Below are 14,019 nucleotides of genomic sequence, written 5' to 3'. Positions count from 1 at the left end.
TTGGGATCCTATTGTATTATCTCGCCCCTGGACGAGGGCATGAATACGTATTCTAAACAGCGATTTACGCTCGATGCCCCGCGATTAGTAGAGCTCCTCGTCCAACCTTGAGGCGCCTTGGCTGGCCGAGCAGAGGTAGACGCTGGGCTCCAGGCCTGTCGCCGCCTGATATTGGCGCTCGACCGCCTCGACCACGGCGTCAGTAAGGTCGTGATCTACCAGTGCCACGACGCAGCCGCCGAAGCCGCCACCCGTCATGCGCACGCCGCCGCGATCGCCGACCACGGCGTCGATGATCTCGACCAGCTTGTCTATCTCGGGCACGGTGATCTCAAAGTCGTCACGCATCGATTGGTGCGACTGGGCCATGAGCTCGCTCAGCTTGGCGATGTTACCCGCCTCCAGGGCGTGGGCGGCATTCTGGGTGCGGCGGTTTTCGCTCAGCACATGGCGCGCCCGGCGGTAACAGACCTCCGGCAGCTCATCCTTGGCCCCTTCCAGGGTACGCAGCTCCAGATGACGCAGGCTCTCGATGCCGAAATGCTCGGCGACCTGCTCGCACTGCTCACGGCGCAGGTTATATTCGCTGTCCACCAGTCCGCGGGGGACGTTGGAGTTGACTATGATCAGGCTCAGGCTTTCTGGGATGGGCACAGGCTCACAGTCGAGATCTTCACAGTCGATCAGTAGGGCATGCTCCTCTTGAGCCATGGCGCTGATCATCTGATCCATGATGCCGCAGGCGCAGCCGACATATTGGTTTTCGCCGCGCTGGGCCATCTGGGCCACCGCCAGCGGCGATAGCCTGAGCTGGCTGCAATCGTTGAGCGCGGTGCCGAAGGCGATCTCCAGGGCCGCCGACGAGGAGAGACCAGCCCCTAGGGGGACGCTACCCACGACCGCCAGATCCATCCCCTTGGCAGGCAGGCCGCTGGCCGATACCGCCGCGGTAAAGCCCTTTAAGTAATTGATCCAACTGTCGTTGGGGTCCATCTCACCCTCCTGGCCGAAGTGCCAGGTGTAGATCTTGCCGGGAAAGGCGTCGGATACGGCGCGGAACTTGTCGTCGTCGCGTTGTTTCACTGCGATAACGGTTCTAAAGTTGATGGCGGCGGGGAGGACGAACCCATCGTTGTAATCTGTATGTTCGCCGATCAGGTTAACCCGGCCCGGCGCCTGATACAGGTCATCGGCCGTGGTACCAAAGGTCTGCACAAAAAGTTTATTGGCGCGCTGTGCGGTATTCGACATTGGTGTTGAACTTCTCAGAAAAAGTTAGCGTTCTCTGCCCCTGTGGGCAGTCTTGTTCATGGTGGTAACAACCATGAGTCATCCTTGTCATTTTTATATCACGTCTCAGTCATTGATGTAACTGAGATTTGTCAGCTGGGATCGGGAAAATATCGCCGACTGGCTCTAGTGTTAACCAGATGTTTTATCTTGGCCAGTTGCCGAGCCATCATGGGCTCGGCAGGGAAAACCTGGAACGGGTCTGTTTGCTCTAGCCAAATGGCTTAGTCCAGGGTCGGCTCGGCGACGGGGGCGACGACAGACTGGGCAAACAGGCGACTCAAGACCAGAGTAACCAGTATGGTCGCCAGCAGGGTGATCGCCATCAGGTGAATGAAGTGTAGTGGGCTCCAGACGAAGGTGAACAGGGCATATAACAAGACCCCGAAGACCAGCCCCCATTTTATCGCCTTGGCGCTGACATTTTTGAAGACTAGCGCACAGATAAAGGCCGCCAGTACCGGCATCGAGTAGAGGCCGTTGAGCTGTTGCAGCAGGGCTATGATGCTCTCGGAGCGGGCGAACAGGGGCACCAGGGCTACCGAGATCAGGGTGAACAGCAGAGCGACCCGGGTGCCTATCTTGCGCACGTCGGCATCGGCATTGATGTAGTTTTGGTGAATGTCGCAGGTGTAGAGGGCGGCGGCCGAGTTGAGGCAGGAGTTGAAGGAGCTGAGCACGGCGCCGGCGATCACGGCGGCGAAGGCGCCAGAGAGCCAGCTTGGCAGTAGGTCGCCCACTAGTTTGCCGTAGGCCACGTCGCCCACATCGCCATAGAGCTTAAAGGCGACTATGCCCGGCAGCACCACGATCACCGGGATGATCAGCTTCATCACCACTGCGGCGTATAGACCCTTCTGCGCCTCCTTCACCGACTTGGCGGCGAGGGCGCGCTGGGTGATCACCATGTTGGTGCCCCAATAGAAGATCTGAATGAAGATCATCCCGGTGAGCAGGGTCGACCAAGGAATATCCGACTGGCTATCGCCGATCAGGGTCAGGCGTTCCAACGGGACGCCGGAGAGATCCCAATCCACGGCGTGCATTGCCAGGTAGGAGACCGCCAGCCCCATCAAGATTAGCCCCAGGCCATTGAGGGTATCTGAGATGGCGATGGCTCTCAGGCCACCGAAGATGGCGTAGATGGCGCCCACCACGGCGAAGATGATCGCCAGCACTGTGACCGAGATGGAAAGGCCGAACATGGACTTCATGAACAGCGAACCCGTGTAGAGCACCACGGGTAGCAGGATGAAGGCGTAGCCCAGCATGAAGAGCACAGAGACCATGGCGCGGATCCCCTTGTCCTGATACTTGCGCTCCAGCAGCTCAGTTGTGGTGGTGCAGTTGTAGCGGTAATAGATAGGGATCAGCCACTTGGCCAGGATGATCAGTCCGATTGCGGCGGCGATCTCCCACCAGGCGACCAGCAGGGTCTGGGCGCCATTCATGCCGACGATCTGCTCGGCGCTGATGTTGGTCATCATCAAGGAGCCGGCCACCACTATCCAGCTCAGGCCGCCGCCGGCGAGAAAGTAGTCGCGGCTGTCGTTGGCGTCGCGGGTCACCTTGCGACACTTGAGGTAGGTGATCAGGGCGACCAGCGTCGTGAGGGCGATGAAGATCGCCACCTGTATTGTCTGTTCCATCTGCTTGCTTCCTTATTGTTATTGTCTTGCCATGGTACGGATATCGTCATCGCTGCCCACTGGCATCAGGGTAAAGCCGAAGCGGATCGGCTCGGCCTTGATGCGGTAGGGCGTATGTACCGGACGACCCCAGGAGGTATCACCGCCGACGCCCATCTGGCGGTAATCGATATTCCAGGTGACGAACTCCCTAAGCGGGATCTCGGCGCCGTGGTTGCGGGTGACGGCCACCAGACCCGAGGCCGATTCCTGGGCATCGCCGCGGCGAAAATCTATGTCGGCTTGGGCGAACGGCCAGAGGCTGGTCTGTAGGGTGGCGACCTCATCTGCCTCCTTGCCGCCCAGATCTCCGGACAACTCTCCTGCCTTATTTCCGCTTTGGCCCAGGTTAGCGATCGCTAGCCATCCTTGACCCTGATGATCTGTCACCGCGGCGTAGCGCACCTGGGTGCGCTGCCCCGTCTCCTGGGGTCTTGGGTATCTGTGATAGGTTTGCTCTATCGGCAGGGCATACCAGCCCAGGGGATTGCCCGACTGGCGATCGGCATAGGTCTCCTCTGGGCCGCGGCCAAAGTAACTCAGGTATCTGTGCTCAAAGCCTAGCCTGGTGCTGAAGCCGAAGCGGGGCAGATCGGCAAGCGGCTTATCACCCGGGATAAACTGGCTGTCGACCATCAGGCGCCCTGCATTATCCAGGCTATAGCGGGTGCGCAGGCTAAAGCCCATCTTGGGATGGCTCTGGCTGATGGTCAGGCCGAGGGCGGAGTCGGCGTCGATTGCCGTGACTTCTAGCTCAGCCGCCGCGTCTTGCCAGGCCCCGGCCCACTCGGGCATCTGGTTACCCAGATCGTTGTCGGTTGGCGCGCGCCAGAAGTTGGCCATCAGTGGCCCCTTAAGCTGGGGCTCACCCTCTTGGTAGATCTGGGTCAGCCAGCCACTTCGTTTATCAAACTCATAGCTCAGCTCACCCGAGTTGAGGCGATAGCTGCCGCTTTCCTCGCTGATCTTGGCCTGGTTTTTCTTTACTTGATATGCGGCTTCAGCCCCGTAGCGTGGCAGGGCGAACTGCTCGAAGGCGATACGGTGATCGCTCGGCAGCAGGGGTCTAGGGGTATCGACCAGCACCTCGAGTAGCAGGTGATACTCGAAGGGGGCGCTTAAGCTTTGTTTGCTATGCAGCTTGAAGCTCACCCGGGCCTGCTCGCCGGGAGAGAGTGTCGGCATGGCCTGGCGCTTGCTGGCGATGATCTTGCCATCTCGCTGCAGCGTCCAGTTCAGGCTCAGGCCTGATGTGGAGGCGAAGTCGAAGCCATTGATGAGATTCACTGAGGCCTTATCACCCTCAATCTTAAAGTCTCTCAACTTGATGGGTTGATAGACCTTCTTCACCTCGCTCAGGTGGGGGTGGGGATTACGGTCGGGATCCACCAGGCCGTTGTTGAGGAAGTTGCCGTCTGTGGGCATATCGGGGTGATAGTCCTTGCCGTAGGCCCAGTACTTCTGACCTAAATCGTTGCTGAAGGCCAGCGCCTGATCCACCCAGTCCCAGATGAAGCCGCCCTGCAGTTGGGGATAGGCCTCGATCACATCCCAGTAGTCTTGCAGGTTGCCCACCGAGTTGCCCATGGCGTGGGCGTACTCGATCATGATCAGCGGTCGGTCGTTGGCACGCTCGGCGTATTCGCGTATCCGCTCGATGGAGGGATACATGGGGGCGACAATATCCGTGTAAGGCGCCTCGCCCGCCGGTTCATACTGCACCGGGCGGCTGGGATCCCGCTGTTTTATCCACTGATAGAGGCGCTCGAACAGCTTGCCTTCACCGGCCTCATTACCCAGAGACCAGATAATTACCGAGGGGTGGTTCTTGTCGCGCTCGACCATACGCTCGATACGTGCCTGATGGGCGGGTAGCCAGCTCATCTCGTTGCCCAGCTGGGTCTTGTCGTCTATCGCCAGCGGGTGGGACTCTATGTTGGCCTCATCGATCACATACAGGCCGTAGCGGTCGGCGAGGCTGAGCCAGTAGGGATGATTGGGGTAGTGGCTGGAGCGTACCGCATTGATGTTGTTCTGCTTCATCAGGCGGATATCCAGTTCCATGGTCTCACGGCTGACCACATGGCCGGTTTGGGGATCTGTCTCGTGACGATCCACGCCGCGTATGGTGATCGCCTTGTTGTTGACCTTAAGCTGACCCTTCTCGATGGCGATCTTGCGCACGCCTATCTGCTGACTGGCAACCTGAAGTGTCTCTCCCGCCTCTGTCTTGAGGGTCAGGATGAGCCGGTACAGATTTGGCATCTCGGCGTTCCACAGCTTGGGGGATTTTAGGGGCTGGCTAAAGTCGAGCTTGGCATCGCCTTTCAGGCTCAGGCGCTGGTTATCTTTCGCGACCTGCTTGCCCTGGGGATCCAACAGGCGCGCCTCCAATTCAAGGGCTCTTACCACTGGCTGGTGGCTGGCGAGATTTACCCTGATGGCAAGCTCGGCTTGGGTGAGATCCTCGTTTAAATGAGTGATAACCTGGATATCTTCTATGCGCTGCTTGGGGGTGGCATAGAGGTAGACCTCACGCTCTATCCCTGTCATGCGCAGCATATCCTGGCTTTCCAGGTAACTGGCATCGCTCCAGCGGATAAGCTGCATGGCGACAAGATTGTCGCCCGCTTGCAGGTAGGGGGTGATGTCGAACTCAGCCGGGGTCTTGGCGCCCTGGCTATAGCCGACCTCACGGCCATTGACGAACAGGGTGAGGGCCGAGCGCGCTGCGCCTATGTGGATGAACACCTGTTTCTGCTGCCAATGGGCGGGCAGGGTGAAGGTCTTGCGGTAGAGGCCTGTGGGGTTGTGATCATTTGGTGCATCGGGCCACTGAGTGTCGAAGGGATAGCGCTCGTCGAGGTAGATGGCGTGGCCGTAGCCCTGGGTCTCGAAATTGCCCGGCACCTGTATGCTACCCCAGTGACTGGCATCAAACTCGGGAGCGGCGAACTCTTTGGGTGTGGCGCCGGGATTCTTGGCCAGATGAAAGTGCCAGCGGCCGTTGAGATCCAGATAAAGCTGGCTGTGGCCCATCTCATCCAATAGCGCCAGAGACTCTGATTCATAGCCGAAGAAGCTGGCATGGGGCGCCAGCTTGTTGACCTCGAATAGGGTGTGATCCTGCCAGCGATCCCTTGCCAGCGCCGGGTGGGAGACTACTAGCCCAAAGACTAGAGAGAATGCAAGTGCATAGGAGAGTCTCTGTTGCAGAGGAAAGCGGTTGATCATTGTGGTGTGTCCTTACGTTGCCAGGTGATGGCAATAAAATCCAAAGTGGGGCTGATGGCGATCCGAGAGGGGCTGTGATGGTGCGGCGTCGGCGGGATAAGCTTAGTTACCGCCTGCCAACCGGGCAGCTCTTGCTGCGGCGTCCTGATAATTCTTTCATGAGTGCCAGCCAACGGCGGGTAGGGCCAGCTGCGAAGCACAGTGCCCTCAAGGTTAAACAGCCTGCCATCGCTGCTCCAGGCATAGTCTTCACTACCCTGGCCTAGATCGATAAGTGGCGTGTGGCTGCCAGATTCTGGGTCGAACAGGGTGACGACTCGCTCGCCGTCCATGCGTTTCTTAAGGTAGCTGAATTGCTTGATACTCGGCAGGGCGTGCAGGCTGCGCCCGACATCGCTCACCACGAAGTGGCGCTCGTCGGCGCTTTCGCCGACTGGCTCATAGTAGAGGTTATAGCCATATCTGGCCCAGATCAGGGTGCCGATACCCTCTAGCCTGGCATAGTAACCTGCTGGGATCAGGCTGTTTACCGCGCGCTGGGGAGCCTTATTATCAATCAGCGACTGTAGCCAGATGCTCTGGTGGGGCACGCCCTGCTCGGCCACATAGGTAAGGCCCTGAGAGATCAGACCCTGTGAGGTTAACTGAGGCGAGTATTCGCTGATCTCAGGCGTGTGGGTCAGAGCGGTTATCTCGCCCGTGTCGATGTCGAATCGATAGATGTCGCTATGAACACCTGCGCGATCGGAGGCGAACACCAGCTGCTTGCCCTTGGGGCCAAATGCCGCTTGATTGTCGTAACCCGGGCGGTCGCTGACACTGATAGGCTCGCCGAGTCGCCAGTGGGGGGCCTCGGCCTGTTTGGCTAAGGGATAGAGCCAGATGTCATAGCCCGCGGCGCTGACCTGAGCGGTCGCGCCGGCTAGCAGGCAGAGACTGGTCTTGAGTATGTTTCCGAAAGTATTGGATTTATTAGTTTTTTGTTTTTTTGTCGGCACAGTATTGTACTTCCCATCTTATCGCAGGATGGCAAGTACAATACAAGATATTTAGAATAATGTATACAATCTATGGTTTGAGCGCAGTTAGGGTTAGCCTGTGGTCTCCTGAGGCTCGACGGCGATATCGGCCTCGTGCTGTTTGCCGGACTTGAGCTCGCAAACCACATGCTCGACAAAACCGGCGCCGGCGGCCTCGTAGAGGTTGAACACGCTGTGCACCCCGGCGGCCTTGAGGGATTGGGCATCCTCGCTGTATTGCACGATCGCGCTCAGCTTGCCCTGATAATCCAGACGTTTTAGTTGCTCCACCGCAAACTGGTTACCCGCGTGGTGAGGCATGGCCAGCAGCACCAGCTCGAGATTCGGCGCCCTGTCCAGCTTCTCCCAGAAGTCGGTATCCGAGGCATCGCCCTGTACTACGTTGCGTCCCTGTTGGCGATGGAAGTCCACCAGATCTTGCTTGTGTTCTATCCCCAGGATCTCACCGTCAAATTGGTTGGCCAGCTCGTCGTAGGCACCGCTACCGATACGCCCCATCCCTAGGATGAGGAAGCGGGGGTTGCCCACGGGGATCTGTCTATCTTCGGGGTGTAGCGGGTGTCTTTCCAGCTTCTGCAAGCGACTCTGAAACTTCTGGTACAGGCGGGCCGAGGCGGCGTTAAGCGGCGCGGCAAACAAAAAGCTGAGGCTGAGGGCTACGGCCAGGATCACCAACCATTGCCCGGGTAGCCAGCCCTTGCTGGTGGCCACGGCGGCGACGATCAGGCCAAACTCGCTGTAGTTGCCCAGGTTGAAGGAGGTCATCAAGGAGGTGCGCGAACGCAGCCTGAAGTGGGTCAGCAGATAGAGGAAGAGCACTATCTTCACCGGCACGATAAGCACTAAGAGGGCCGCCAGGCCGATGTCGGCGAAGCTTGGCAGGCCGTTGAGGCCGACCGTGAGGAAGAAGGCCACCAGAAACAGCTCTTTGAAGTAGAAGAGCGACTTGGCCAGCTCTGACGACTTGGCGTGACCCGCCAGCAATATGCCTATGATAAGCGCGCCCAGATCCGGCTTGAGACCGACCAGTTCGAACAGGCCGGCACCCACCACCAGGGCCATCACCAGGCCGAAGAGCACCAAGAGTTCGCCGTGACCGACCTTGTCGAACGCCTTGTAGATGAGCGGTTTGGCAAAGGGAAGCAGGAGTAATCCCAGGGCCCAGATGGAGGGGATATCCCCCTTGGAGATGGTGAGGAAGGCGACGGCGAAGATATCCTGCATGATCAGAATACCGATAGCGACACGGCCATAGAGTGACTGCATGTCGCCCTTATCTTCGAGCACCTTGACGGCGAAGATGGTGCTGGAGAAGCTTAGCGCGAAGGCCAGCAGGGTCAGCTGATTGAAGGCCAAGCCACTCAACTGTTCCAGCCCCAGCAGGCCGAGCAGCTTAAGCAGGGGTACCAGGAAGATGATGGATCCCATCAGATGCAGGCTGGATCCCGCCCACACCTCGGCCTTAAACAGGCTACGAATATCCAGCTTGAGGCCGATGGCAAACAGCAGCAGGGTTACACCCAGCTCCGCCAGCTGTTCAAGCAACGGCAGGCTGCTCTCGTCGATGCCGAAGAGGAATAACACGAACCCCGCGACAAGATAACCTATGAGTGGCGGTAAACCGATACGACTGACAAGCATGCCACAGGCTAAGGTGATGATGAGGATGGCGGGTTCCATGTTGCTCCTAGAGGTCCGTGAGGTATACCCCTGATTGTATAGGAATTGGGTTAACTATAAATGAAAACTTTGATGAGAGAGCTACCTTTTAGCCTTAATAAAAAACCTCCCGTAGGAGGTTTTTAGGTAGCTTAAGGCCGACAGAGCTTACTTGGCTAGCAGGTGATCCAGATGGGCGGCAAATTCGGCAGGCTTCATGAAGCCTGTGACGCGCAGCTCGTCGCGGATCTCGCCCTTGGCATCGAACATCAAGAGGGTAGGTAGCCCCAGCACCTCGTAGTGCTCAAGTAGCTCGATATCGATGGCATCGTTTTTGGTCACGTCGGCCTGGAGGAACACCATCTGCGACAGACGAGCCTGCACCTCTGGGTCGACGAAGGTGATCTTCTCAAACTCCTTACAGGCGACACACCAGTCGGCGTAGAGATCCAGCATCACAGGCTTACCCTGGGCACTGGCGGCGGCCACCTCGGCCTGAAGATCTTCAAGGCTCTTGATGGTCTTGTGGCTCACCTTATGACTGACGGCCCCCGTATGGGACTGGTAGCCCAGGCTGGCCATGACGGCCTGGAAGCCATAGGAGAAGCTACCCAGCAGTGCCAGTAACAAGAGAACAGAACGTACCGTCTGCTTCCAGTTAAACTCGGTGAGTTTGTTCTGATGCATCAGGTAGGCGGTCAGACTGACGCCCCACAGGGCCCAGAGCAGATCCGACACCAGTCCGGTCCAGATACGGCCTATCATCAGGATAGAGACGGCGATCAGCAGGAAGCCGAACACTGTCTTGATCACATCCATCCAGGCGCCGGCGCGTGGCAGCAGCTTACCGCCCGATGAGCCGATGATCAGCAGTGGCAGACCCATGCCCATGCTAAGCACATAGAGGGCCAGGAAGCCTTGCATCAGGTCGCCCGTTTGCGCCACATAGACCAGAGCGCCCGACAGCGGCGCCGTGGTGCAAGGGGACGCCACCAGACCCGAGATGATCCCCATGACAAACACGCCCAGGACGTTGCCGCCCTTCTGGTTGTTAGAGAAGCGGTTCATCTTCTCCTGCCAGCTAGATGGCAGGCGTAGCTCGTACAGGCCGAACATTGAGAGGCTGAGCAGCAAGAAGAGGATCGCCAGCACCACCAATACCGCTGGGTGTTGCAGGGCAGCCTGATACTTCATGCCCGCCGAGGCGACGATAAGCCCCAGCAGCGAATAGGTGATCGCCATCCCTTGCACATAGACCATGGAGAGACTGAAGGCCTTGCCGGTAGAGAGCTTCTCGCCCTGGCCGACGATGATGCCAGACAGGATTGGGTACATGGGAAAGACGCAGGGGGTCAGCGCCAGTCCTATGCCCAGGCCGAAGAAGATAACCAGGGTCCACAGCAGGTTGTCGCCAGATAACATCTGGCTGAGAGAATCCTGTTGGGTGATGGGCGCCTGATTGCTAGCGGTTTCAATCGCAACTGGTGTCGCCTTCATCGCCTCTGGCAGCAGACCTGCATTGGCGGCGACCTGAGTCAGGGGCGCGCTACGCGTCGTGGGCGGGAAGCAGAGCTTACCCTCGGCGCAGCCCATGAAGGTTACGCTGATGTTGGCCTGTTCAGCGGCTTCCTTGAGAGCCACAGGCACCTCGACGTAAGAGTAGTAGACCTCCTGCTCGCCGAAATACTCATCGCTGTGCGCCTTGCCCTTAGGCAGTTGGATCTCACCCAGGGTCGCGCCGTCGGCGGCGAACTTGAGCTTGTCGCGATACAGGTAGTAACCGTCGGCGATCACCCAGCTGATCTTGACCAGGTTGCCCTCTTGTTGGGCATCGAAGACGAAGGCCTGATCCACAGGCATCAGCTGAGGTTCATCTTTAAGAAAATCAAACTTACTGTTGCTGAACAGGCTTTCACTTTGCGCCCCGGGGGCGATCAACAGCAGGGTCGAGAGGAAGAGGAACAGTATTTTCTTCATGATAGTGAGGTTTCTTTTATCCATGCTAAGTAAGCCGCCGAACCTGTGTGGATCTCTGTGGCGATCAGCTCGGGAACTTGGTAGGGGTGCAGCGACAGGAGGCGTTGCTCCAACTTGTCGTAATGACGGGCGAGACATTTTATCTGCAGGCACACCTCTGTCTCCTGACACACTTCACCCTCCCAGGTGTAGAGTGAGGTGACAGGGGAAGAGATCTGAATACAGGCCGCCAGTTTGGCCTCCACTAGGGCGCGGGCCAGGGTGCTGGCCGTCTCATTGTCCGGGCAGCTGGTGGTGACGAGTAGACATTTTTCCTGCATCTGTTGCTATTACCCTGTATGGTCATTAATTGGGTGTTAAGGTAACCGGGTTATACTGGCTCACAAGGGTATCGTGAGCGTTAGCTACTTTACGTGTTTTGTCGGCGACTTGCATTAAGCTATTGCTAAAATAGTGAGCTTATCCCAAGTTTGTCACTGGGATAAATTCGCTAAAAAAGCCGTCCGACTTGAAAGTAGACCCGTTCGCCCTCATTTAGTTTTCAATCAATTAGAAATTTCGTCAGTTTGTGAGGTCAGCGTGTTTTTCATCCTATTGATTATCTTTGTTCTCATTCCCGTTATTGAGCTCAATGTGCTGATCCGCGTTGGCGAAACCTTAGGCAGCTGGACTACCGTGGGCCTGGTGATCTTCACCGCCGTGGTGGGGGTCTCTCTGGTGCGTAGTCAGGGGATACACACCCTGATGCAGGTGCAGCAGAAGCTGGCGCGCGGCGAGGCGCCGGGTCAGGAGATCGTCGAGGGGATGATGCTGGCTATGGCCGGTCTATTGCTGCTGATCCCTGGCTTCGTGACCGACTTTATCGGTTTATTGCTATTAACCCCGCTCACCCGAGCGCCCATCGCCGCCTTCCTCTACAAGCGGATGCAGGTCAAGGTGAGTCAACAGGGGGGCTTTCATGGCCAGTTTGGGCAGGGGCCATTTGGGTCAAATGGTTCGGCCGGTGGCCGTTCGCCCTTCGACCGCTCTCCCTTCGATGAGCAGGGTAACACCTTCGACGGCGACTATGAGCGCAAGCCAGATCCTTCCGATAAGCTCGATGAAGAGCGTCAGTTAGGCGACAAGCCTGATGGCGATAAGGCGAGCGACGAGGACAAGCGCGAGCCGAAGTAAATCGGCTTAGCCATTAGCCTTCTTGTTGAGCCATTACTCATCCAGTTGGGCCATCGCTTCCTTGGGGTTCCTGGGGTAGAAGTGGTCCGCCTTCCTGTCGATATGTTGAAAACGGCGGGTGTTCTTGTAGGGCAGTTTCATGAAGCCCGAGACGCCTTTTCCCTGAATCTTATCCACATGGCTGAGGATCCTGTCCAGGCTCGCCCTGAAGGCCGCCTGCTTTCGGGGGTTTAATAGACGCAGATAGCTGTGGATCTTCATATGGTTAGGTAACACCTCGAAGATGATGCAGCCGGTGTGGTGGATCTGGTTGATCCAGCCCAGCTCTGTCATGATCTCCTTGGGCAGCTCCAGATTTTCATCCGGGTCGCGGCCATCCTCGAAGTAGGAGTGCAGCCGGGACTTATCTTCCAGCGAGGGCACATCGCCCACCTCGAAGGGCAGCTGCTGATCCGGGCTTGGCCTGAAGGGCTGGCTGGTGTCGTCACGCTCCAGATGCAGGGTGTCGCGGGCGTTGAAGAAGCAGGCCTTAAACACCCCGATACGGCGAATGCCCCGCGCCAGGGTCACCATGTTGTTCACCGCCAGGATGAGCGCCGCCTTCTCCTCGGCGTTATAGGTGGCCAGGTTGGAGTCGATAAACACCCCGGACTCCTGCCAGTGGATCGCCAGTCCGCCTACCAGGGAATATTGGCCCACCCGGCTGACCGCGGCGATAAAGCCTTTCTCGGTATCTCCCATGCCCGCCATGAAGTTGCGGTAGTACTTCTCCAGCTGGAGATCGTCCATCTTCTCTATCGGCTCATCCTCGTTGTGCTCCCGCAGGAAGGATTTGCGCGAACTGTAGGTGACCGTCTCCACATCTTTGGCCTGCTTGAGGGTCCATACCGGGATCTCAGGCTGCAGTGGCGCCATGGGCAGATCCGGCAGATGCAGACGATGGCTATGGGCCATGCTCTTGAGAAAGTAATCCCCGGCCCGGTTGCGGGTGACGGGATCCTCGCTGAGCATGCCATCAAGGGTGCGGGCCAGTTCTATGGGAAGGCCTATGCTGCTGGCGGGGATCACCTTGCTGCCGAAACGGCTGGCCTGACCCGAGGCCAGGGCATAGAGAGTCGCAGCCACCCCTTGCTCGTCGAACCTGGGGCTGGAGAGGGCGCCGCTGAGTTGCTCCTCGCCGATGAAATAGACATCCCCCATGCGGGCGTTGGTGTGTTGCTGGTCACTGGAGAGCAGATCCATTACGTTGCCGTTGACCGGATTGCCCTCGCCATCGCGCTGGGCAAATACCGCCGAGCCCCAGTCGATCAGCGAGAGATGATCCCGCTCCATGTCGTACACCAGGTTAGAGGGCTTGATGTCGCCGTGTACTAGGGGGCGGCCGTTGTGCAGATAGTTGAGGATCTGCGCCAGCTGGCGGGCGATACTGACTATGATGCGCGCCGGCAGGGCGCCATGCCTGAGGCAGAGCTTGTCGAGATCTTCCCCCGGCGCCCTGGCCATCACCAGGATCCCCTGCTTGCCCACATGTTCAAACTTGATCACCGGCGGCACATTGGGGTGGATCACCTGGGAGAGCATGTAAGCCTCCTCCTCCAGCCTGTCCTGGATCTGCTGGGGCAGGGTGATTCGGGAGAACTTGAACACGTGTGCCTTGCCATGGCCATTGATGCCGGCGAACACGAAGCCGTAGGCGCCCTTGCCCACTAGCTCGATATCTGAGTAGCCCAGCTTGCTCAGCTGCTGTTTACAGAGCCTAATCCACGCCCTGTGTTTACGGGCGTCATCGGCCTTGAGCAGGTAGATAGACTGCTCTTCGGAGATATAAAAGTGTTGTAGCTCAGGGCTGGGGGCTTGGCTGTTGGGCATGGGTCATTTCACTGAATATCGATATGTTTTTATAGCAAGAAGCGGCGGCCAGGCACAATAGCTAGATTTTTCAGCAGTGCGATGCCTAA

9 protein-coding genes are annotated in these 14,019 nt (G+C 58.0%); 1 reads left to right on the top strand and 8 read right to left on the bottom strand.

Annotation, left to right across the window (positions count from 1 at the left end; all coding sequences use genetic code 11):
* Positions 1 to 84: 84 nt before the first annotated feature.
* The 7 genes from galK to cutA all read right to left on the bottom strand — a co-directional run bounded on the left by galK (position 85) and on the right by cutA (position 11,208).
* Positions 85 to 1,251: a galactokinase gene (gene galK / locus K0H80_RS16680; protein WP_220072326.1), complete on the bottom strand. Its 1,167-nt coding sequence runs from the start codon at positions 1,249 to 1,251 to the stop codon at positions 85 to 87.
* A gap of 263 nt (positions 1,252 to 1,514) precedes the next feature.
* The gene (locus K0H80_RS16675) at positions 1,515 to 2,939 is read right to left on the bottom strand and encodes a solute:sodium symporter family transporter (RefSeq protein WP_220072325.1); all 1,425 of its coding nucleotides are present in this window, start codon (positions 2,937 to 2,939) and stop codon (positions 1,515 to 1,517) included.
* Positions 2,940 to 2,957: 18 nt separating this feature from the next.
* Entirely contained in the window at positions 2,958 to 6,212 is a 3,255-nt protein-coding gene (locus K0H80_RS16670) for a glycoside hydrolase family 2 TIM barrel-domain containing protein (protein WP_220072324.1), read from the bottom strand.
* Positions 6,209 to 7,210 (bottom strand): TolB family protein, encoded by a 1,002-nt coding sequence (locus tag K0H80_RS16665; RefSeq protein WP_220072323.1) that lies wholly within the window; start codon positions 7,208 to 7,210, stop codon positions 6,209 to 6,211. Before K0H80_RS16665 ends, K0H80_RS16670 begins: the two co-directional genes overlap by 4 nt.
* A 93-nt stretch (positions 7,211 to 7,303) precedes the next feature.
* Positions 7,304 to 8,932 (bottom strand): cation:proton antiporter family protein, encoded by a 1,629-nt coding sequence (locus K0H80_RS16660; RefSeq protein ID WP_220043386.1) that lies wholly within the window; start codon positions 8,930 to 8,932, stop codon positions 7,304 to 7,306.
* Between the two features lie 147 nt (positions 8,933 to 9,079).
* On the bottom strand, positions 9,080 to 10,888 hold the full coding sequence (locus tag K0H80_RS16655; protein WP_220072322.1) for a protein-disulfide reductase DsbD: 1,809 nt from the start codon (positions 10,886 to 10,888) through the stop codon (positions 9,080 to 9,082).
* Complete coding sequence (gene cutA, locus K0H80_RS16650; protein ID WP_220072321.1) at positions 10,885 to 11,208, bottom strand: divalent-cation tolerance protein CutA; 324 nt, start codon at positions 11,206 to 11,208, stop codon at positions 10,885 to 10,887. Before cutA ends, K0H80_RS16655 begins: the two co-directional genes overlap by 4 nt.
* 259 nt (positions 11,209 to 11,467) lie before the next feature.
* On the opposite strand from cutA, the gene K0H80_RS16645 reads away from it, so the two are divergent.
* Complete coding sequence (locus tag K0H80_RS16645; protein ID WP_220072320.1) at positions 11,468 to 12,061, top strand: FxsA family protein; 594 nt, start codon at positions 11,468 to 11,470, stop codon at positions 12,059 to 12,061.
* 33 nt (positions 12,062 to 12,094) lie between these two features.
* Here the strand turns inward: K0H80_RS16645 and K0H80_RS16640 are convergent, their stop codons facing one another.
* Positions 12,095 to 13,930 (bottom strand): protein kinase domain-containing protein, encoded by a 1,836-nt coding sequence (locus K0H80_RS16640; RefSeq protein ID WP_220072319.1) that lies wholly within the window; start codon positions 13,928 to 13,930, stop codon positions 12,095 to 12,097.
* Between the last annotated feature and the right edge of the window lie 89 nt (positions 13,931 to 14,019).

Origin of the sequence: Shewanella aegiceratis (genome assembly GCF_019457495.1) — a bacterium.
Taxonomy (GTDB): Bacteria; Pseudomonadota; Gammaproteobacteria; order Enterobacterales; family Shewanellaceae; genus Shewanella; species Shewanella loihica.
Note: the sequence above shows the minus strand (reverse complement) of the source record. Positions and strands in the feature narration are given on the sequence as shown.

What these genes read in the sequence shown, in the direction of transcription:
- galK (WP_220072326.1), bottom strand. Translation starts at nt 1,251, where the DNA reads ATGTCGAATACCGCACAGCGCGCCAATAAACTTTTTGTGCAGACCTTT.
- K0H80_RS16675 (WP_220072325.1), bottom strand. Translation starts at nt 2,939, where the DNA reads ATGGAACAGACAATACAGGTGGCGATCTTCATCGCCCTCACGACGCTG.
- K0H80_RS16670 (WP_220072324.1), bottom strand. Translation starts at nt 6,212, where the DNA reads ATGATCAACCGCTTTCCTCTGCAACAGAGACTCTCCTATGCACTTGCA.
- K0H80_RS16660 (WP_220043386.1), bottom strand. Translation starts at nt 8,932, where the DNA reads ATGGAACCCGCCATCCTCATCATCACCTTAGCCTGTGGCATGCTTGTC.
- K0H80_RS16655 (WP_220072322.1), bottom strand. Translation starts at nt 10,888, where the DNA reads ATGAAGAAAATACTGTTCCTCTTCCTCTCGACCCTGCTGTTGATCGCC.
- cutA (WP_220072321.1), bottom strand. Translation starts at nt 11,208, where the DNA reads ATGCAGGAAAAATGTCTACTCGTCACCACCAGCTGCCCGGACAATGAG.
- K0H80_RS16640 (WP_220072319.1), bottom strand. Translation starts at nt 13,930, where the DNA reads ATGCCCAACAGCCAAGCCCCCAGCCCTGAGCTACAACACTTTTATATC.